The organism is Marinirhabdus gelatinilytica, from assembly GCF_003353425.1.
GTDB lineage: Bacteria > Bacteroidota > Bacteroidia > Flavobacteriales > Flavobacteriaceae > Marinirhabdus > Marinirhabdus gelatinilytica.
The window spans coordinates 66194-87675 of sequence record NZ_QRAO01000005.1 but is presented as its reverse complement, the minus strand read 5'-3'; the positions used below and the strand labels follow the sequence as shown (position 1 = coordinate 87675).

Sequence of the window (21482 nt, the reverse complement as noted above, 5' to 3'; positions counted from 1 at the left end):
TAGATATCTATTTTCTTATATTGCTCACAATATACAAATTAATTTAAATAATGAATAAGGAAAAGTCGAAACAAACGCATACCATATCACCAAGTGGTTCTCTTGGGGTATTAGCCTATGGCGATATAGCTTTTAGAAAATGGAGACAAATTAAAATAGAATCAGGACAAACAGAATTATTAAATGAAGAAGAATAAATTACTTTTAATTGGTTGGGATGCAGCAGATTGGAAAATTATAGGTCCGTTACTTGCAAAAGGGCAAATGCCAAACTTAAAAAAAATTATAGGCGAGGGTGTGTATGGTAACTTAAGTACTATGAACCCACCATTGAGCCCTATGCTATGGTCAACCGTAGCAACTGGAAAAACCCCCGATAAGCACGGAGTTTTAAATTTTATTGAAATTGCACAAGATCTAAACGGGGTAAGACCTGTTACTACATCCTCTAGAAAGGCAAGGGCGATTTGGAACATATTACACAATAAAGGCTATAAGAGCAATGTTGTTGGTTGGTGGCCAAGCTTTCCAGCAGAACCTATTAATGGGGTTGTTGTTTCGGATAGGTTTCAAAAGATGAATAAAGACCCCAAGAAAAAAAATCCTATTTACAAAGGCACTATCCATCCAGAATCAATCGCAATGGATATGGCCGACCTGAGAATGAGACCCTATGAGGTTACAGGGGAGCATATCTTACCTTTTTTTCCCAATGCCACAAAAATAGATCAAGAAAAGGAAGGGAGTCTTTCAACATTTTCTAAAATACTTGCAGAGAATGTGTCTGTCCATAACGCAGCGACAAATCTTATGCACTCTACTGAGTGGGACTTTATGGCAATATATTACGATTTAATAGACCACATGTGCCATGCTTTTATGAAATATCACCCGCCAAAGTTAGGAGCGATAGCACAAGAAAGGTATGAACTTTATAAAGACGCTGTAGTGGGAGCGTATAGGTTCCAAGACATGATGCTGGGCAGAAAGTTGCAGTTAATAGACGACGACACAACGGTAATGATACTTTCAGACCACGGGTTTGAGTCAGGGAACAAACGAATTATTAAAATGCCAAAGTATCCAGCAGCCCCATCCTTGGATCACAGGCAGTTTGGGGTCTTTGTAGCAAAAGGACCTAATATTAAAAAGAATGAAAAGATCTTCGGGCTTGGTTTAATAGATATAGCACCTACGGTCCTCAATCACTTCGATTTGCCTATTGGAAAGGATATGGATGGTAAAGTTGCGCTGGATATATTTAAGGAACCAACTGATCCTACTTATATAGAAAGTTGGGAAAAGGTCGAAGGAGATTTTGGAGAGATTGATAAAAATGCTAAAGTAGACTCCATTTCCGAACAGGAAACTATGGAGCAATTGGTGGAACTAGGCTATATTGACCGTCCTGATGAAAAGATTGAGACAGCAATGCTAAAAGTGGGATGTGATATAAAACACAATCTTGCTAGAGTTCATTTGGGGAAAAAGGATTATGACAAGGCTAGAGACATATTATTGCAGCTCATAAAAGAAAAAGAGCCTGTAAATACAATCCCATTTTATATGGATTTACTTGCGATAAGCCTTAAGACCGAAGAATTTGACAAAGCTGAAGAATATCTAAAACTTTTGAGAGAAAAAGATAAAGAATTCGACTTTACAACACATTTTGCTGAAGCACATATCCTCGTAGCAAAAGGTGAGATTGAAAAGGCTCTCGCGCTTCTCAACAAGGTTAAGAAAACCCGTCCTTCGGCAGAAATTTTCTTTCAGATAGGTAAACTTCACAGAAGAAATAGTCAATTCGAAAAAGCGAAAGAAAACTATGCAACCGCAATCGAGATAGAGCCAGATAGAGCTAAATACAATCGTGCCATGGCAGAAGTTTTATTGCGACTGAACGAATATGAAGAAGCTGCAGAATATGCCCTCACCAGTATCGAATTAGTGAAGTATTTCCCTGAAGCTCATTATACCCTTGGTGAAGCATTAGAAAAAATGGGAGATCTTGAAAATGCTAAAATTGCTTATGAGACAGCAAAAAAATTAAAACCAAAACGCTTTCACCGCGCAGAGAGAGCACTTGAAAAAATTGAAGAAAAATTAAGTGAACCTTTAAACTTAAACGAAAAGACACTTAATGCCTATAAAGAAGATCAAATAGTAGTTGTCTCTGGATTACCTCGCTCAGGAACATCATTGATGATGCAGATGATGGATAAGGCCGGAATGGATATCTTGACAGATGGAAAGAGAAAAGCAGATAAATCAAATCCCAAGGGATACTATGAATATGAACCTGTTATGTCTCTTCATAGAGATAACTCTTGGTTGACTTCTGCTAACAACAAAACATTAAAAATTGTTGCTCCGCTCCTAAAACACTTAAGTCCAGAAAACCGCTACAAGATAATTTTTATGAAACGTGACCTGGATGAAGTTGTAAAGAGCCAGCGGGTTATGACAGGTAAAGATCCAGATACTATTCCTGTGAGTTTATATAATGCCTATTATGAACAACTGGAACAGATCAATGTTTGGAAAGAAGCTGAACCCGGCGTAGAACTTATCTATATAGATTATAAAGACGTGCTCGAAAAGCCAGAAGAGATGGCCCAAAAAGTCCAAGAGTTTATCGGGCTAGAGCTGGATACCAAGGCTATGGCCGGTTGTGTGGACACCTCGCTGTACAGGAACAGGAAAGAGACTATTAAAACGTAACTCTAACTCCATTAAATACTTTAAAGAGGCCGTTTAAAATGATTATATAGCTTGTTAAACTAAGCTTGTCGAAGTTTTAATAAACTTGACAATCAATACATTTCCACAAGCTCAATGCGACATATTAATTGTCTTGATACTTTTTAGACGGCCTCTTTATTATTACGGGCATCAACTCATGCATTTTAACTATTTTTACCACACTGGATGAAAATAGTTTCCCAAATAAAACAACCCATTGAACAGGAGATGGAGCACTTCGAGCAGAAGTTCTCCAACGCCATGTCCTCCAAGGTAGCCCTGCTAAACCGCATTACCCATTATGTGGTAAACCGTAAGGGGAAACAAATGCGCCCTATGTTCATTTTCCTTATCGCCAAGATGTGCAACAATGGTCAATTGAACGAACGCACCTATCGAGGGGCTTCGGTCATAGAACTTATACATACCGCAACCCTCGTACACGACGATGTGGTGGACGATAGTAATCGCCGCCGTGGGTTCTTCTCCCTAAATGCCCTATGGAAAAACAAGATTGCAGTATTGGTGGGCGACTTTTTGCTCTCTAAAGGTTTGTTGCTGTGTATAGATAATGACGATTTCGACTTGCTGAAAATCATTTCTGTAGCCGTACGGGAAATGAGCGAGGGAGAACTCCTCCAGATTGAAAAAGCAAGAAAGCTGGACATCACCGAAGAAGTCTATTTCGAGATCATCCGGCAGAAAACAGCTACGCTAATAGCGGCCTGTTGCGCTATGGGTGCCCAATCGGTACACGCGCCCACGGAGGAAGTGGAAAACCTTCGGAAATTTGGTGAGCTTATTGGCCTTGCGTTCCAAATAAAAGACGACCTGTTCGATTATGGGGAAGAAAAAATAGGGAAACCTACGGGCATAGACATCAAGGAACAAAAAATGACGCTTCCGTTAATCTACGCTCTTAACAATGCTTCGGAAAAGGATAGAAAGTGGCTCATCAATTCAGTAAAAAACCATAACAAGAATAAAAAAAGGGTGAAGGAAGTCATCTCCTTTGTGAAAACCCGTGGCGGGCTGGAATACGCAATCTCAAAAATGAAAGACTACCAGTCCCAAGCCCTTCAGCTGCTGCAAAAATATCCTGCCTCTCCCTACAAAGAGTCGCTGGAGCTAATGGTGAACTATGTGATAGAAAGGAAAAAATAATTTTAGGTTTTAAGGTGTGAGTGGTGAGTGGTGAGTGGTGAGCATTGGCGTCTATGCCCATATTCAATTTCCAACTACCCTTAGTTGGCAACTACAACAGCACAATAATACTTTTTTTACACCCCAGGCAACCCTTCTAAATAAAATCCCGTCTATTAAAATAGAAGCAACTAGCGTAGCGTATTTATGAAGCTTATTTCTTTACATAAAAATTACGACAGGCTCATCGCCAAGGCCAAGAAAGGCAACCGCAAGGCACAGCACGAGGTCTTTCAACTATTTTCGCCCAAGATGATGAGCGTATGTAGGCAGTATGTGAAAAATAACGCGTTGGCCGAAGAAGTGATGCTCTCGGGATTTTTAAAAGTGTTCACCAAGCTCGATTCCTACGAGGGTACGGGAAGTTTCGAAGGCTGGATTCGCCGTATCATGGTAAACGAGTCCATTAGCGAACTTCGGAAACAGAAAAAACTATTCTTTCAGGACGAATCTGTAATCGAAAATTCATTGGGTCACGCCACAGAATTTCCATCGGAACTGGAAGTAGAGGACATCCAAAAATTGATAGATGCGCTGCCCGATGGTTACAAAACCGTTTTTGTGCTCTATGCGGTAGAAGGTTACAAGCATAGCGAGATCGCCGAACTGTTACACATTTCCGAAGGCACCTCAAAATCGCAACTGTCCAAGGCCCGCAAGATGCTTCAGCAATTAGTTACTAAACAAAACAACAGCAGTTATGGAACCCAATAAATTTGAAGAGAACATCCGTACCAAGCTCGAGGAGCGGGAAATCCAGCCTACACCACAAGCATGGGGTAAGTTGGAAGCACAACTTGGCGAACCCAAAACCAGCAACAAAACGCTGTGGTACTCCATTGCCGCCAGTCTGGTTGCAATCTTGGTGGTAGGTTCATTTTTGCTGAAGGAGGATAAAACGGTCTCCAAAGAAATCGTAGAACAGGCCAATCCCACTGAAATTGAAGAAAACTCAACCTCGCCCATTTTTAAGGATGGACCAGAAGAAAATACCGTTGTAGCCGAAGAGTCCACTGAAGAGGAAGAAAAGGAACTTTTGGAAAAAACCATGCAGCAAAACAAAGGGGAATTGGCAACAGCTACTTCTGAAACTTCAACGGAAAAGAAACTTGAAACTAAAGAGAACACACGTATTAAAACTGCTGAAACTTCGGTAGCCACCAGCGAGGCCTCTGAAGTTAAAGAAAACCCTGAAGCTCCAAAAGCAACTCAATATTTCGACAAAAAAGTGGAGGAAGTGGTTGCCAGTGTTGAGAGTCTTCAGCAAAAAAATACCCAAGTTACAATTGAAGAGGTAGAGAATCTCTTGCAACAGGCACAACGAGACATTGCCACCCAGCGCCTGCTGGACCAAGCCACTACAAGAATAGATCCGGCCAGTCTGTTGGACGATGTGGAAAACGAGCTGGAACGCAGTTTTAGGGACAAGGTCTTTGACGCCCTGGGCGAAGGTTTCAACAAAATACGCACCGCCGTGGTAGAGCGGAACAATTAATCTAACATAAAAGTTTATTCATCAATCATTAATCAGGTTTCTGGGGCTGTCGAAGGACACATCAGGAACAAACTAAACACGAACAGTCATGAAATGCCCATTCATAAAGTTTAAATCAAAGGAAGATGATACACATCTGGGCATTCCATCTTCCAATCAATCAAATATTAAATAAAGATGAAAACAATTCAACTAAGTATCGCCCTGGTATTATGGGTGTTGGCAATAAGCCTTAGCATTGCACAAGAAGAAAATCCAACCCTGGAACTGCTCCAAAAAGCAAGGACCGAGGTGGTAAACCAAGAAAAAGAGGCGCTAAAGAAAACGGTAGCGTCCATCAACGAAAAACTGGCAGAAGGAACGTTGACCCAAGCCGAGGCGGACCAACTTAAACAAGAAGCTGCAGAAAAGCACGCTTTGAATATTGAGAACAAACTTGCCATTATAGACAATAGGATAGCGCTATTGGAACGAAATGGCACAGACACTACGGCTATAGATGGCGATGGCTTTTCGGTAAGTATCAATTTTGGGGATGAAGAAGATTCGGTCTACGGTCTAACGGTTAAGAGCCCCTATAAAAAACCCAAGTACGACCGCCGTACCACAGGGCAGTTGGTCTTTTCTTTTGGCCTTAACAATGCTAGTATAGATGGCCAGTCCTTGGACGATTCCCCTTATAAAATTGCGGGTAGCCGTTACGCAGAGCTGGGCTTGGCGTGGACTACGCGGGTATTCAAGGAAAGTAATTGGTTGCGTTTGCGGTATGGGCTATCCTTCCAGTTCAATGGGTTGAAACCAACCGACAACCGTTATTTTGTAGACACCGGCGAACAGACTGAGTTGCAGGAATTCGAGATAGATTTGGACAAATCCAAATTCAGGATGGATAATCTAGTGGTGCCCGTCCATTTTGAAATTGGCCCTTCCCGTAAGATTGAGAAAGAAGACTATTTTAGGTACAATACCAACAAAAGCTTCAAGATTGGTTTTGGTGGCTATGCAGGGCTTAACTTGAGCACACGCCAAAAACTAAAGTTTGAGGACAATGGCGAGGATGTAAAACAAAAACTGAAGGCTGGTTACAACACAAATAACTTTATATACGGTCTTTCGGGCTATATTGGCTACGGCGATATTTCATTGTACGCCAAGTATGACCTAAACACGATTTTTAAAAACAACCCTACCGAACAGCGCAACGTATCGTTGGGTGTACGGTGGGATTGGGATTAGCCATTCATCAATCCAGGAAAGGCTCTCATTTTTGAGGGCCTTTTTTTGTTTTAGCTACATTTATTTCCTTGAATTTCTGAAAAGCTTTGCGTGACAATGTGCAATAGCATTTTGTTTATAATAAATTGCATCTCGAAAAGGGAAACTCCCCCAAATTTTACATCTTTACAATTCGTAATGATATCCCGTACCACCATAGACAACGTTTTTGAGACCGCCCGTGTAGAGGAGGTGATAGGCGATTTTGTACAGTTGAAGAAATCGGGTAGCAACTTCAAGGGATTGAGTCCTTTTAGCGACGAGCGAACCCCGAGCTTTATGGTGAGCCCTGTTAAGCAAATCTGGAAAGATTTCAGTAGTGGGAAAGGTGGTAATGTGGTTTCTTTCTTAATGGAACACGAACATTTTACCTATCCAGAAGCCATAAAATACCTCGCCAAGAAATATGGTATCGAGGTAGAGGAAACCGAACAGACCGACGAGCAGAAGCAGCAGGCCAACGAGCGTGAGAGCCTATACCTGGTGAGCGAATTTGCAAAGGAATACTTCCATAAAACCCTGTTGGAGACCGAAGAGGGCAAGGCAATAGGGAAATCTTATTTCAAGGAACGGGGTTTTAGCGATGCTACCATCAAAAAGTTCAGTTTAGGATACTCTCCCGAAGGTTGGACAGCATTTACAGACGAAGCCTTAAAAAATGGCTACCAATTAAGCTATCTCGAAAAAACAGGACTCACCATTGTGAAGGGCGAGAAGAAGTTCGACCGTTTTAAGGGACGGGTTATGTTCCCTATCTTGAGTATGAGCGGCCGCACATTGGGCTTTGGTGGCCGGATCCTAAAAACCGATAAAAAAGCCGCAAAATACCTGAATTCACCAGAGAGCGAGATTTACCATAAAAGCAAGGTGCTCTATGGAATTTACCACGCCAAGCAGTCCATTGCCAAAGAGGACAATTGCTACTTGGTAGAAGGCTATACCGATGTGATCCAGTTTCACCAAAGAGGTATCGAGAACGTGGTTTCTTCTTCGGGGACAGCACTCACACCAGAGCAGATACGCCTTGTGAATAGGTTGACCAAAAACATTACCGTTCTTTTTGATGGGGATGCTGCTGGGCTACGCGCGTCGCTTCGTGGAGTAGATTTAATTCTGGAACAGGGGATGAACGTTAAGATTTGCACCTTCCCCGAAGGCGAAGATCCAGACAGTTTTGCCCGTGAACATTCACTGGAAGATCTTACCCGCTATCTAGAAGAGCAGGCACAGGATTTTATAGCGTTCAAGGCCTCGCTCCTGGCCAACGAAGCAAAGAACGATCCTGTGAAAAAGGCCGATACCATCCGGGATATGGTCGTGAGCATATCCAAGATACCCGACGTAATAAAACAGGAGGTCTACATAAAGGAATGCTCCCGAATTATGGACATTAGTGAAGAGGTGCTCTTCAATACCCTAGCGCAATTGCTGCAAAAGGAACGAAGGGACGCTTCTAAGAAACCAGTTTCCCAGAAGGAGCAGATGGAGGTAGTTCCCAATACTCCCCAACAGGTAAAAAAGGTAGATGTACAGTACGAACTGGAACGAAAAATAATTGAGCTATTGCTACTCTACGGAATGGTGGAGGAGGAATTCGAAGATTTAATCCTGGAAACTAATGAAGCGGGAGAGATCACGTTTTCTCCTGAAAAATCCAATGCGAAGGTTTTCGAGAAGATATATTTGGATCTGCAAGATGATGAGGTGGAATTTACAAACCCTGAATTCAAGGAACTCTATTTTGAAATTATTGAGCGTTTGAACCAGCAACAGGAATTTAAGATAGAAACGCTAGTAAACCAACTAGAACCTGAAAAAGCCGAAGCCATCACGGATATATTGATGCAGGAGGAGAAGTACCAATTGCACGATTGGGAACGAAAAGAAATCTACGTGAAGGAGAAAAAATACACCATTTCCCAAATTGTAAGTGAGACCATCCTTAATCTACGCCGGGAACTGGTCACCAAAAAAATTGTAGAACTCTCTACTGAGGTAAAGGAACTAACCGAAGAGTCCCAAAAAGAAAATAGCCTACAAGATATTGTAGACTATATTACTTTAAAGAAGATTCTTTCGGAAAAACTAAGGCGTGTACTGTAGCCTATCCAAACTGAAACATTCTCGATTGGTGAATCAAATCGGCCAGGTTATCTACTTTTAGTTTTTTCAACAATCTGGTTTTATAGGTGCTAACGGTTTTTTCGTTAATGTTCAATGCGTTTGCAATGTCCTTGTTTCGTTTTCCGCTGGAAAGCAGATTCAATACTTCAACTTCTCTGGAAGATAATTTTTTATAACGGCTTATGGCACTGCTCTCTCCTACATTACGGCTTGTAAAGGTAGAAGTGAGTTCTTCATTTAGGAAAATTCCTCCCTTTGCTATTTTCTTGAGCGCTCCCATAAATGTCTTGGTACTGGCTGTTTTGGGAACGTACCCTGCCGCTCCAGATTTTATGGAACGCAGCGCATAGATTTCTTCGGGATGACAGGAAAATATAAGCACACGAACTTGTGGGAATTCGGTTTTAATGCTGCGGAGGGCATTTATGCCATTAATATTGGGCATATCTATCTCCATGATGAGTATGTCTGGTGTTTCTTCTTGTAAACTTTTGTAAAGTTCGTCCCCCGTGGTTGCTTTGCCAATTATTTCAAACTTATCATTTTTTTTGAGCATGCATGCTATCCCCTTTCGGGTTATGGGATGGTGATCCGCAATAAAGATTTTTTTCATTTGTTAGTCTTTTAAGTAAAAGACACTCCTTACAAGGGGAAATTGAAAGGTGTGTGAGGTTTTTTGTAATACAAATACTACAAAACAAATCTAAATGAAAAAAATTAAGACGAAGATTAATTTCGTTCAACTTCCAGAAAACTCGTTAAAATTACTATTCTTTAAGGTTTGGTGGTATGTTGCATACAGGGATAGGCTTTATTTTGTGCTGGTTGGCTTTATTTAACCGTGTATATATCTCATAAACAATTCTTTCACGGTCTCCAAAATCTTCAGCATTCTTGCCTTCCTCCTGCATTTGCATAGCCCATTCCAACTCATCATAGCTGGCGCCTATTTGGTCTTCATCTGTACGGCTGTCACCAAAAAGTCCATCGGTGGGGGCGGCGTTAAGGATAGAGGTGGGTACTTGCAAGGCTCTAGCGAGTTGGTACACCTCACTTTTCATTAAATCTGCAATAGGGCTTAGGTCTACACCGCCATCCCCATATTTTGTAAAAAAACCTACACCAAAATCTTCAACTTTATTTCCCGTCCCCGCGACCAAATAACGATGCAAGCCTGCAAAATAGTAAAGGGTGGTCATCCGTAAACGGGCTCTTGTATTGGCAAGGCTCAAGTCTAGAAAGCTATCATCGGTAGTGGGTGGGATTTCGGTTTTAAATTCTTCAAAAACAGGGGTGAGGTCTACCCTAACATCGGTTACGTTTGCAAAGCGCTTTTTCAATTGCGCAATATGTTCCTGCGCCCTTGTTACTTGGTTGGGATGCTGGTGTATGGGCATTTCTACACACAAAACCCGGAGGCCTGTCTTGGCACAGAGTGTTGAGGTGAGTGCGCTGTCTATCCCGCCGCTTATTCCCAGTACAAATCCTTCCATTTTTGCCTTTGTGGCATATTCTTTAAGCCAAGTTACTATGTGGTTTATTACTTTTTCGGTCTGCATTGGGTAGGGTTTACGCGTTAATAATGATATTTTTGCAGAACAAAAGTAACCCAAAAGCAAAATTTATGAAAATGAGCAGCGTTAAACAGTTGCCAATTCTACACAAAATGAAATATAGCTGCGTTATAGTATTGCTAATCCTTTTTGTCTCTTGCGACGAAACAAGCAAGAGGGAAAGAGAAATCGAGGCCATTTCCATGGAGATGGATATTTTGCGCTTTGATCAGGAATTTGGGAATGCTTCTCCCAAGGATCTTCAAGCTTTAAAGAAAAAGTATCCCATTTTCTTTCCGAGACAATTTCACGATAGTATTTGGATAGGCAATATGAAAGATACCTTGCAACAACAGTTGGTCAAGGAGGTGGGGAAGGTCTTTCCGGACAATGAGCATATTGAGAACCAGTTGCTGCCGCTGTTTCAGCACTTAAAATATTACTTTCCTGAATTCACGGAACCAACCATTGTAGGGGTGACCAGCGATGTAGATTACCAGCACAAAGTAATAGTGGCAGATACTTTATTGGTCTTGGCCTTGGACACCTATTTAGGGGCCGACCACGAATTTTACGAGAATATAAAAAAGTATATTTCAGTAAATATGAAACCATCACAAATAGCGCCAGATGCGGCGGAGGCCTATGCCGAGCAGTTGGTCGCTGCTCCTAAAAAGCGTACGTTGTTGGCGCAAATGGTTTATTACGGAAAATTACTCTATTTAAAGGATATGCTATTGCCCAATACGCCTGATGCCGAAAAGATAGGCTACACTAATGAAGAGATACAATGGGCGGAGGATAACGAGGAAGATATGTGGCGTTATTTTATTGAGAAGGAACTACTGTACAGTACAGATCCTAAAATGGCTCCTCGGTTTATCCTTAATGCGCCATTCTCAAAATTTTATTTGGAGATAGATAACGAATCCCCGGGGCGCATCGGCCAGTTTGTGGGGTGGCAAATTGTACGCGCTTATATGGATAGTAATGAGGTGTCCATCCAAGAACTCCTCAACAAGGATGCAGACGAAATTTTTAAAAATTCAAGATACAAACCAAGAAAGAACTAATGGCAAATCATACTTCAGAAATTAAGATAAACGTTGCACTGGACGATAATAAAGTACCGGAAAAATTAAAATGGTCTGCTCCGGATGGAGGGGTGAACAATGAAGAATCCAAAGCGGTCCTGCTTTCGGTTTGGGACCATAAGGCTAAGGAGGCGTTGCGAATAGACCTTTGGACCAAGGATATGCCCTTGGACGAGATGCAGGTGTTTTTCCACCAGACCCTTGTAGCGATGACCGATACCTTTAAACGAGCCACGGGCGATGAAAAAATGGCCGCGACCATGAAGGACTTCACCGATTATTTTGCCGAAAAACTAGAGTTGAAGAAAAAGTAATCTAGGAATGTATGGCTGGCAACTGTCCACCCAGTTCCTCATTGATCCTGTCTATATAGTCCAATAAATCCTCACGACCGGTACTGTTGCTGGAAGAGGTTATAAAATAATGGGGCATCTCTTCCCAGTCCTGTAATAAACGCTCTTTATAGGCTTCGATATTGCGCTGTAGCGCATTAGGCTTCAGTTTATCTGCTTTTGTAAAAGCAATGGAAAACGGTATCTGGCTTTCACCCAGATACTGCATAAACTCCAGATCTATAGGTTGTGGCTCGTGGCGGCAATCTACCAGTACAAACGCGAGCACCAACTGTTTGCGTTTTTCAAAATAATTGGTAATGAACTTCTGGAATGTTTTTTTCGCTTTTTTGGAAACCCGTGCATAACCATAGCCCGGTAAATCCACGAGGTACCAGTTCTTGTTAATGATGAAGTGGTTTATAAGCTGTGTCTTCCCGGGACGGCCAGAGGTCTTTGCCAAGTTCTTCCGCTCCATCAACATATTGATGAGGGACGATTTTCCCACATTGCTACGGCCAATAAAGGCATACTCTGGCAAGCGATCCTTGGGGCACTTGGCCACCTCGCTGTTGCTCATTACAAATTCTGCCGATTTTATTTTCATGTTAAAATATCTTGGAGAAAAAAGTTAAGTATAAACCGCAGACAGAGCGGAGTCGAAGTCAAGGCTAGAATCCACGTTTCTCCAACCAGGCCCACAACAATTCATTAAACTCGTTAGGATGTTCCATCATAGCTGCGTGGCCACATTTGTCTATCCAGAATAGGTCGCTATCGGGCAGCTTTTCGTGGAACTCGTCTGCCACCTCGGGAGGGGTTACGTTGTCGTTTTTCCCCCAGATAATACAGGTGGGAGTCTCCATAGTTGGAAGGTCCTTACCCATGTTGTGGCGTATGGCACTCTTGGCGATGGCCAGGGTGCGTATGAGTTTCTGGCGGTCGTTAACCGTGGCATACACTTCGTCCACAATTTCCTTGGTTGCAACCTTTGGGTCGTAAAAAACATTCTCGGCTTTTTTCTGGATATAATCCCTGTCGCCTCTTTTGGGGTAGCTTTCGCCCATGGCGCTTTCGTAAAGACCAGAACTACCGGTAATAACAAGTGCTTTAATGTATTCGGGATACATTTTTGTACATAATAAACCAATATGTCCACCCAGGGAATTACCCAATAGGATAACATCCTTCAACTGTTTGTGGTCCATGAACTGCTTTACGTATTTCGCAAAATTCTTTACGTTGGTTTTTAATACGGGCATTTTATAGATGGGAAGCTCCGGGATCAAGATTTTATATCCCTTGGGTGGGAAGAAATTTGCCACTCCATCAAAATTGCTCAAGCCACCCATCAATCCATGTAAGATTATGATAGGCTGGCCTTCACCAATTTCTAAATAACTGAATTTTCCTTCTTGTTTAAGTTGGTCGGTCATGCAAAGATGCAATTGTTAAAAACAAAAATACACTTTTTATTCAACTTAAGCCGAACATTTATTTTTCTTGCCTTTTCAGTAATACAAAGCGTTTTCAGCAGCTCAATATTCTTTTTATGCCACAACCAAAACCCTTCAGTATCAATCTGAAAAGTAACTTTTTATGGTGAGGGTGGCAAAACTTATCAACAAAGTGGTATTTAGTGGTAAAAAGTGGTAAATACTTTTTATATTTGGAATTGTAAATTAAGATTTGGGAAACCCTGATGGTCAATTTAATAGGAACTTATGAATGCAAGGCTGACGTGAAGGGGCGTGTCATGGTACCGGCTGCTCTAAAAAAGCAGCTGGCGTCTGTCGCGTCTTCGGGCTTCATCATAAAGCGCGCTGTTTTCCAGCCGTGCCTAGAGTTGTACCCTATGGAAGAGTGGAATGCCCTAATGGCCAAAATGAACTCCCTCAACAGGTTCAATCGTAAAAATGTGGACTTTATCCGCAGGTTTACAGCGGGGGTAAAGCACGTAGAGCTGGACGCCACTGGTAGGTTGAACATCCCAAAGGACCTGGCAAACTTTGCCGGGATTACAAAAGAGATAACAATAAGCTCTGCAATAAACATTGTGGAAATTTGGGATAAAGCGAAATATGAACAAGCCATTGACGACGCTGCCAACGACTTTGCAGATCTGGCAGAAGAAGTGATGGGAGATGCCAATGCTAGTGATGGACTATCATAACCCGGTCCTCTTGACCGAAACTGTAGATGGGCTCAACATCCAACCCGGCGGGGTATATGTGGATGTCACTTTTGGCGGTGGGGGCCACTCGCGAGAAATCCTGAAGAGACTGGATAATTCTGGGAGACTTATTGCCTTCGACCAGGATCTAGATGCGCTTGAGAATGCTATCGACGACCCGAGATTTTTATTGGTGAATGAAAATTTCAGATTTCTCAAGCGCTTCTTACGTTTTCACGGTTACAAAGAAGTAGACGGAATTTTGGGTGATTTTGGGGTGTCGTCACATCAGTTCGATGTAGCGGAGCGAGGCTTTTCCACGCGCTTTGAAGCAGACCTGGATATGCGGATGAACCAGAACGATACGTTTTCGGCCTACGATGTGGTGAACAAGTACGATGAATCTCAATTGCGAAATGTCCTGTTCCAGTATGGCGAGTTGAGGGCTGCCGCGGGAATGGCGAGAGTACTTGTTGAAAACCGAAAGAACGGTGAAATAAAAACCAGCGACCAGTTAAAAAAAGCATTGGGGAGGTTTTTGCCCAAACATAGAGAAAATAAAATTTTAGCCCAGGTGTATCAAGCCATCCGTATTGAAGTGAACCAAGAACTGGAGGCTCTTAAGGAATTTTTGCAACAAACAGTGGAAGTGTTGAAACCCGGCGGAAGGTTAAGCTTGATAAGCTACCACAGCCTTGAGGATAGATTGGTAAAGCGCTTTATGCGAAATGGATTGTTTGAGGGAGAGCCGGAGCGGGATGTCTTTGGAAGGGTTGAGGTCCCGTTGAAGCCAGTGGGTAAATTCATCATCCCAACCCAAGAAGAGATAAAAGAGAACAACAGGGCAAGAAGCGCAAAGCTGCGCATCGCTGAGAAATTATAGTCCCTTTCCCTTCCTTCTGGGAAGCCTGGTGGGGCTAACTTTAAAAGAAAGCAATAGATCTGAAAATAGTACACCATAAACCGTAAATGAAGAAAGGTTTCTACAACATATTAAAAGGCAAATTTCTGGTAAGTGACGATGCGCTAAAGAATTGGCGTTTCATCATTTTCCTGAGTCTATTGGCCTTGGTGATGATTGGGAGTAGCCATGTTGCCGATAAAAAAGTACATCGTATAGCTAAGCTCAATAACGATGTAAAAGAATTAAAGAGCGAATACTTGGATGTGCGCAAGCAAGTGACACAGAGCAAGATGGAAAGTAAGATAACAAAAGCGATGGCGGCTCGTGGGTTGCAGCCCAGTGAAACGCCTCCGCAAAAAATAATAATAACAAAACAACAGTAGCGCGGTGGCAGATAAAGAAAAGAACATATTGAACCGCTTATATTTTATCGCTGGAGGTATGTTTCTCTTTGCGCTCCTTATCGCTATTAAACTGGCCGATATTCAGTTTGTAGAAGGTGATAAGTACCGGGAACTGGCCGAAAAGAACACCACCAAAAATTTCACCATACCCGCCAACCGTGGCAATGTGTATGCGGACGATGGAAGTTTGCTGGCCAGCTCCGTGCCCAAGTACGATATCCGTTTTGATGCCGTGACGGTCTCTTCCGAAGATTTTAAAGAACATTTGGTGCCACTTTCCAAGGAGATGGGTAATATGTTCAATAGGCCAGCCTCCTATTATCAAAATGTACTGCGCAAGGCACGCGCCAATAAGAACCGCTATTTATTGTTGGCAAAAAACTTGGGCTATTCAGATTATAAGCGAGTAAAGCAAATGCCATTGTTGAACAAAGGGCCCTACAAAGGAGGGATTATTGTGGAGCAAAAAACCGTTAGGGAGCACCCTATGGGTAAGATAGGGGCTAGATTGGTGGGTAATGAAGACCGTGAAAACCCCGGGTACTACGCAGTGGGATTGGAAGGTGCTTTCCACGAAAAGTTGAGCGGAAAAAAAGGGAAACGCCTCAAACAGAAAATCGCCAAAGGCCAGTGGAAACCAGTGTATGACGAAAACGAGGTTGAACCGCAAGACGGCTACGATGTGGTCTCTACCATAGACGTTAACATACAGGATATTGCACACCACGCTTTACTGAAGCAACTGGAAGAATACGAAGCAGATCACGGCTGTGTAATTGTGATGGAAGTGGAAACTGGTGAGATTAAAGCAGTTTCAAATCTGGGCAGGAGCAGAAGCGGTGGTTTTTATGAACGTCTTAACTATGCGGTGGGAGAAAGTACTGAGCCAGGTTCTACCTTTAAGACCGTAGCGCTTACAGTGGCACTGGAGCATAAAGTAATTGATACGGCTACGGTGGTAGACACTAAGGATGGAAGCTTCAGGATATATGGGCGTACCATTTCAGATTCTAAAAGGGGTGGTTATGGAGAGATTTCGGCTGCGCGCGCATTGGAGGTTTCTTCAAATATTGGCTTGGCACGACTTATAGACGATGCCTACAAAGACAATCCGAAAAAATTTACCAACCAAGTAAAGGAGTGGGGATTGGGCAATAGAATAGGTATTCCCATTAAGGGAGAGGCTCATCCTGTAATATATGAAAAAGGGGACGATTTGTGGAGTCGAAATGCCCTTCCGTCTATGTCCTATGGGTATAACTTGAGAATGACCCCACTTCAAATCCTGACCTTTTACAATGCTATTGCCAATAATGGGAAAATGGTAAAACCGCGCTTCATCAAAGAAATACGCTCTTGGAAAGAGGAAATTGAATCGTATGAAACTGAAGTCTTACATGGTCAAATAGCCTCCGAGGAAACCATCAAAAAAATACAAGAAATTTTAAAAAATATCGTAAAACGTGGAACGGGAAAGAAGCTGTATTCTGAAAACTTTTCGATGGCAGGGAAAACAGGAACAGCAAGAACCGAATACGCAAATTTTGACGCTTGGTTGAAAGATAAGAAATACGTCTCGTCTTTCGCAGGCTATTTCCCGGCTGAAAATCCGAAGTACTCTTGCATTGTCGTAATCCACAAACCCAGTACCAAGAAAGGATATTACGGTGCCGATGTAACGGGACCTGTATTCAAGCGCATTGCACAAAAGATCTTTACAGATTCGCCCTTAAAAGCTGAGGTGGCAAACTTGGATGTTGTTGATCCAATATTCCAAAACGATTTTGAAAGCTACTATGGCAAGGTACAAAAACGTTTCAGCAAAATTCCCAATGTGAAAGGGATGGCCGGAATGGACGCCGTTTCGTTACTAGAAAATTTAGGACTTAAGGTTAAGCTACAAGGAAATGGCTCCGTACAGGAGCAATCTATCCCTTCAGGAGAAAAAATAAAAAAAGGACAAACCATCATATTAACGCTATCGTGAACATATTGCGTGACATACTCTACAAAGTAACCCTCGAAAAAGTAGTGGGCAATACGGGTGTAGCCATTCGTGAGCTACAGTTCGATAGCCGGGAGATAGGGCTGGACGATGTTTTTATTGCCATTAAAGGGACCGTAAGCGATGGGCACGAGTATATTGAAAAAGCTGTGAATCAAGGTGCGCTGGCAGTAGTTTGCGAAACGATGCCCAAGCACATCGTAAACGGAATTACCTATGTGCAAGTAGCCGATAGCCAACAAGCCTTGGCGATGATGGCAGCAAATTACTACGGAAATCCTTCCGAGAGCATCAAGCTTGTGGGTATAACGGGTACCAATGGGAAAACTACCATCTCAACCTTGTTGTACAATCTCTTTACTGCTGCTGGCTTTGAGTGCGGATTGCTTTCCACCGTAAAGATCTTAGTGGGAAGAACCGGGTACAAGGCAACACACACCACGCCCGATAGTTTGACAATCAATAAATATTTGGCCAAAATGGTCGCAGCGGGAGTAGAGTTCTGCTTTATGGAAGTGAGCAGCCACGGCATCCACCAAAAGCGCACCGAGGGGCTTCATTTTACAGGAGGTATTTTTACAAATTTATCGCACGACCATTTAGATTATCACAAGGATTTCAAGGAATACCGTGATGTAAAAAAGAAGTTTTTTGATGACCTGCCAAAATCTGCTTTTGCCCTCACCAATATAGATGATAAGAACGGAAACGTGATGCTGCAGAATACTTCTGCAAAAAAATATACCTACGCCCTTAAAAGTTATGCCGATTACAAAGCACAAATTCTCGAGAACCAGTTTTCAGGCTTATTGCTAAAAATAAATAACAACGAATTGTGGGTAAGGCTCATTGGAAGTTTTAACGCCTACAACGTATTGGCAATCTACGCAACTGCAGAATTGTTGGGGCTGGAACAAATGGAAACCCTGCAATTGTTGAGCACGCTGGAAAGTGTAGATGGAAGGTTTCAATTTTCTATTTCAGCAAGAGAAAAAATTACGGCCATTGTAGATTATGCACATACACCAGACGCACTGAAAAATGTACTGGAAACCATAAATGCAATCCGTACGGGTAATGAAACACTTATAACAGTAGTAGGTTGTGGAGGCGATAGGGATACGACCAAGCGCCCAAAAATGGCGCATATAGCCAGCCAGTTGAGTACCAAGGCCATTTTTACAAGCGATAACCCACGCACAGAAGATCCCGAGGCGATTATTGAAGAAATGGAACAAGGCGTACCTCCTGAAAATTATAAGAAAACCCTTTCGGTAACCGATAGGAAACAAGCTATTAAAACCGCTTGCCAGTTAGCTGAAACCAATGACATCATCCTCATTGCGGGGAAAGGTCATGAGACCTATCAGGAGATAAACGGCAAAAGAACCGATTTTGATGATTTTAAGATTGTAAACCAACTATTAACCGCCCTAAATAAATAAGATGCTGTACTACTTATTCGAATTTTTGGAAAACAATTACCAGATGCCAGGGGCAAGCCTTTTTGGTTTTATCACCTTTCGAGCAGCATTGGCGATTATCTTTTCGCTGGTCATTGCGACACTTTTTGGTAAAAAAATCATTCGTATCCTACAGCGCAAGCAAATGGGGGAGCAGATTCGTGATTTGGGACTGGAAGGACAAAACGAAAAAGCGGGAACCCCAACAATGGGTGGTCTCATCATTATTTTGGCCACATTGGTGCCTGTATTGCTTTTCGCAAAGTTGGAGAACATATATGTAATTATGCTCATCGTCACCACTATTTGGATGGGAGCGATAGGGTTTTTGGACGATTATCTCAAAAAGTTCAAAAAAGACAAAGCAGGATTACCGGGAAAATTCAAAATCATTGGGCAAGTTGGTTTGGGCATTTTTGTGGGAGCTGTCATGTTTTTTCATTCGGACGTGACCATTAAGCGTGAGAAGATACACCCACAAAATACACAGGAACAACTCACCCAAAACTCCCCAGTGGAATTTTACGATGCCGAAAAGTCTTTGCAAACTACCATCCCTTTCGTAAAACAGAATGAGTTTAACTACGAGACATTAATTGCTTGGGCAGGGGAGGGAGCCAAAAAATATGTATGGCTCATTTTTATTCCCATTGTGATATTTATTATAACAGCTGTCTCCAACGGTGCCAACCTAACCGATGGTATTGATGGTCTGGCAGCGGGCTCTTCAGCAATTATTGCAGTTACCTTGGCGCTATTTGCATGGGTTTCGGGGAACGTGATTTTTAGTGACTATCTCAATGTAATGTACATACCCAACACTGGCGAGGTCACCATTTTTATAACAGCTTTCGTGGGGGCGCTCATAGGGTTTCTGTGGTACAATGCGTATCCCGCACAAGTATTCATGGGAGACACAGGAAGTTTGACCATTGGGGGTATAATCGCCGTGATCGCCATTATTATTAGAAAAGAGCTGCTCATTCCATTGCTCTGCGGAATTTTCCTCATGGAGAATATTTCAGTAGTGCTACAGGTGAGCTGGTTTAAATACACGAAAAAGAAATTTGGAGAAGGTCGAAGGATTTTCAGGATGTCCCCCTTGCACCACCATTACCAAGTAAAGGGTTTTCACGAGAGCAAGATCGTGACACGGTTCTGGATCGTTGGGATTTTCTTGGCCATTTTGACCATTGTGACCTTGAAGATAAGATAAGAACATCCTCACTCCCAACCCTCTCCTCCATAGGAGAGTGAGTAGCCTAAGTGAGGTTTTTAAATAAAATCCTCCCCTTGACTTGCCTCCGACGAGTGAGGCACGAATGAGAGGAAGGCATAAGTAGAGGGATGTTAAGACAAATGTTAAATGAAAAACAAAAGATTAGTCATATTAGGAGCAGGAGAAAGTGGCGTAGGAACGGCTATTCTGGGCAAGCAAAAAGGATATGAAGTCTTTGTTTCAGACTTCGGAAAAATAAAGGAAGCATACAAAGAAGTTCTTAGAGATAATGGATTGGACTGGGAAGAAGGCGGTCATACCGAAACAAAAATTTTGGATGCCGATGTGGTGATGAAAAGCCCTGGAATACCTGATACGGCAGCTATTGTTGACCAACTGAGGGCGAAAGGGGTACAAGTGATTTCAGAAATTGAATTCGCTTCTAAATACACCAACGCCACTATTGTGGGCATCACAGGTAGCAATGGAAAGACCACAACAGCCAGCTTAACCTACGCATTGTTGAAAGATGGGCTGAATGTAGGGTTGGGAGGTAATATTGGAAAGAGTTTCGCCGAGCTAGTCTCAGAGGGAAACTACAAAAACTATGTGCTGGAGTTGAGCAGTTTTCAGCTAGATGGTATTGAAACATTTGCACCGCACATAGCGGTTTTGACCAACCTAAGCCCAGATCACCTGGATAGATACGAGTACGATTATAAAAAATACATCGCATCCAAATTCAGGATAACCATGAACCAAACCGAAGATGATTATTTCATTTACGATGGAGATGATCCAGATATAAAAAATTGGCTCGATAGCCATGAAATTAAAGCAAAAAAACTGCCTTTTTCACTTCAAAGAGAAGTACAGGAAGGGGCTTGTATTAAAGACAATAATATACTATTAACTATTGATAATACCCAACATACTATGCCAATCGCACAATTAGGATTACAAGGACAGCACAATACCAAGAACGCTATGGCAGCCACTACCGTGGCCACTTTGCTAAAGATTAGAAAAGCCACTATTCGCGAATGTTTAGAGAGTTTTCAAGGCGTGGAGCACCGTCTGGAAAAAGTACTGAAAATTAATAATGTTATGTACATAAACGATAGCAAGGCTACCAATGTAAACGCAACTTTTTATGCCTTGGACAGTATGGAAACCCCAACAGTTTGGATTGTAGGTGGTGTGGACAAGGGGAACGATTATACCCAATTGTTGCCCCTAGTGAACGAAAAGGTGAAAGCTATCATCTGTTTGGGAGTTGATAACGAAAAAATTAAGCAATCATTTGGCAACATAGTAGATCTTATGGTGGAGACAGCGGGTATGGAAGAAGCGGTAAAAGTAGCTTATAAAATAGCCGAACGTAACGATACAGTATTGTTGAGCCCCGCCTGTGCAAGTTTCGATTTGTTCGAAAATTATGAGGATAGGGGAAGACAATTTAAAAATGCCATACGTAATCTCTAATATAAGCT

At 42.3% G+C, this 21482-nt stretch carries 20 protein-coding genes; 16 read left to right on the top strand and 4 right to left on the bottom strand.

Annotated features, from left to right (window positions below; genetic code table 11):
• The first annotated feature begins 50 nt into the window (after positions 1–50).
• The 7 genes from C8D94_RS15360 (at position 51) to dnaG (ending at position 8821) form a co-directional block, all read left to right on the top strand.
• On the top strand, positions 51–197 hold the full coding sequence (locus C8D94_RS15360; protein WP_170134780.1) for a hypothetical protein: 147 nt from the start codon (positions 51–53) through the stop codon (positions 195–197).
• Complete coding sequence (locus tag C8D94_RS13045; RefSeq protein ID WP_115124403.1) at positions 184–2724, top strand: alkaline phosphatase family protein; 2541 nt, start codon at positions 184–186, stop codon at positions 2722–2724. The genes C8D94_RS15360 and C8D94_RS13045 overlap by 14 nt, the downstream gene beginning before the upstream one ends.
• A gap of 207 nt (positions 2725–2931) precedes the next feature.
• Complete coding sequence (locus C8D94_RS13040; protein ID WP_115124402.1) at positions 2932–3909, top strand: polyprenyl synthetase family protein; 978 nt, start codon at positions 2932–2934, stop codon at positions 3907–3909.
• A 186-nt stretch (positions 3910–4095) separates the two neighbouring features.
• Positions 4096–4662 (top strand): RNA polymerase sigma factor, encoded by a 567-nt coding sequence (locus tag C8D94_RS13035; protein WP_115124401.1) that lies wholly within the window; start codon positions 4096–4098, stop codon positions 4660–4662.
• The gene (locus C8D94_RS13030) at positions 4649–5443 is read left to right on the top strand and encodes a hypothetical protein (RefSeq protein ID WP_115124400.1); all 795 of its coding nucleotides are present in this window, start codon (positions 4649–4651) and stop codon (positions 5441–5443) included. The genes C8D94_RS13035 and C8D94_RS13030 overlap by 14 nt, the downstream gene beginning before the upstream one ends.
• A 177-nt stretch (positions 5444–5620) precedes the next feature.
• Positions 5621–6679 (top strand): porin family protein, encoded by a 1059-nt coding sequence (locus C8D94_RS13025; RefSeq protein ID WP_115124399.1) that lies wholly within the window; start codon positions 5621–5623, stop codon positions 6677–6679.
• A 177-nt stretch (positions 6680–6856) separates the two neighbouring features.
• The gene (dnaG, locus tag C8D94_RS13020) at positions 6857–8821 is read left to right on the top strand and encodes a DNA primase (RefSeq protein ID WP_115124398.1); all 1965 of its coding nucleotides are present in this window, start codon (positions 6857–6859) and stop codon (positions 8819–8821) included.
• A 1-nt stretch (position 8822) separates the two neighbouring features.
• Here the strand turns inward: dnaG and C8D94_RS13015 are convergent, their stop codons facing one another.
• On the bottom strand, positions 8823–9455 hold the full coding sequence (locus C8D94_RS13015) for a response regulator (RefSeq protein WP_115124397.1): 633 nt from the start codon (positions 9453–9455) through the stop codon (positions 8823–8825).
• A 154-nt stretch (positions 9456–9609) separates the two neighbouring features.
• Positions 9610–10401, bottom strand: a complete 792-nt coding sequence (gene nadE / locus C8D94_RS13010) for an NAD(+) synthase (protein ID WP_115124396.1) — start codon at positions 10399–10401, stop codon at positions 9610–9612.
• A 107-nt stretch (positions 10402–10508) separates the two neighbouring features.
• Between nadE and gldB the strand changes: the two genes are divergently transcribed.
• Both gldB and gldC read left to right on the top strand, forming a co-directional pair.
• Positions 10509–11468, top strand: a complete 960-nt coding sequence (gene gldB, locus C8D94_RS13005; protein WP_115124506.1) for a gliding motility lipoprotein GldB — start codon at positions 10509–10511, stop codon at positions 11466–11468.
• Positions 11468–11803, top strand: a complete 336-nt coding sequence (gene gldC, locus C8D94_RS13000) for a gliding motility protein GldC (protein WP_115124395.1) — start codon at positions 11468–11470, stop codon at positions 11801–11803. Before gldB ends, gldC begins: the two co-directional genes overlap by 1 nt.
• A 1-nt stretch (position 11804) precedes the next feature.
• Here gldC and yihA read toward each other — a convergent pair whose 3' ends face one another.
• The gene (gene yihA, locus C8D94_RS12995; RefSeq protein ID WP_115124394.1) at positions 11805–12428 is read right to left on the bottom strand and encodes a ribosome biogenesis GTP-binding protein YihA/YsxC; all 624 of its coding nucleotides are present in this window, start codon (positions 12426–12428) and stop codon (positions 11805–11807) included.
• 64 nt (positions 12429–12492) lie between these two features.
• Entirely contained in the window at positions 12493–13257 is a 765-nt protein-coding gene (locus C8D94_RS12990) for an alpha/beta fold hydrolase (protein WP_115124393.1), read from the bottom strand.
• A 266-nt stretch (positions 13258–13523) separates the two neighbouring features.
• Here C8D94_RS12990 and mraZ point away from each other — a divergent pair, with 266 nt between their 5' ends.
• The 7 genes from mraZ to murD all read left to right on the top strand — a co-directional run bounded on the left by mraZ (position 13524) and on the right by murD (position 21474).
• Positions 13524–13994, top strand: coding sequence for a division/cell wall cluster transcriptional repressor MraZ (gene mraZ, locus C8D94_RS12985; RefSeq protein ID WP_115124392.1), 471 nt, complete (start codon positions 13524–13526; stop codon positions 13992–13994).
• Positions 13981–14877 carry a 16S rRNA (cytosine(1402)-N(4))-methyltransferase RsmH gene (rsmH, locus tag C8D94_RS12980; RefSeq protein ID WP_115124505.1) on the top strand — a complete coding sequence of 299 codons (897 nt, stop codon included), beginning with the start codon at positions 13981–13983 and terminating at the stop codon, positions 14875–14877. Before mraZ ends, rsmH begins: the two co-directional genes overlap by 14 nt.
• Positions 14878–14963: 86 nt before the next feature.
• Positions 14964–15281, top strand: coding sequence for an FtsL-like putative cell division protein (locus tag C8D94_RS12975; RefSeq protein WP_115124391.1), 318 nt, complete (start codon positions 14964–14966; stop codon positions 15279–15281).
• 4 nt (positions 15282–15285) lie between these two features.
• A complete protein-coding gene (locus C8D94_RS12970; RefSeq protein WP_115124390.1) occupies positions 15286–17289 on the top strand; it encodes a penicillin-binding protein in 2004 nt (667 codons plus the stop codon).
• On the top strand, positions 17286–18752 hold the full coding sequence (locus tag C8D94_RS12965) for a UDP-N-acetylmuramoyl-L-alanyl-D-glutamate--2,6-diaminopimelate ligase (protein WP_115124389.1): 1467 nt from the start codon (positions 17286–17288) through the stop codon (positions 18750–18752). Before C8D94_RS12970 ends, C8D94_RS12965 begins: the two co-directional genes overlap by 4 nt.
• Position 18753: 1 nt before the next feature.
• Positions 18754–19986: a phospho-N-acetylmuramoyl-pentapeptide-transferase gene (gene mraY / locus C8D94_RS12960; protein WP_115124388.1), complete on the top strand. Its 1233-nt coding sequence runs from the start codon at positions 18754–18756 to the stop codon at positions 19984–19986.
• Between the two features lie 150 nt (positions 19987–20136).
• Positions 20137–21474, top strand: coding sequence for a UDP-N-acetylmuramoyl-L-alanine--D-glutamate ligase (gene murD / locus C8D94_RS12955; RefSeq protein ID WP_115124387.1), 1338 nt, complete (start codon positions 20137–20139; stop codon positions 21472–21474).
• Positions 21475–21482: the final 8 nt, after the last annotated feature.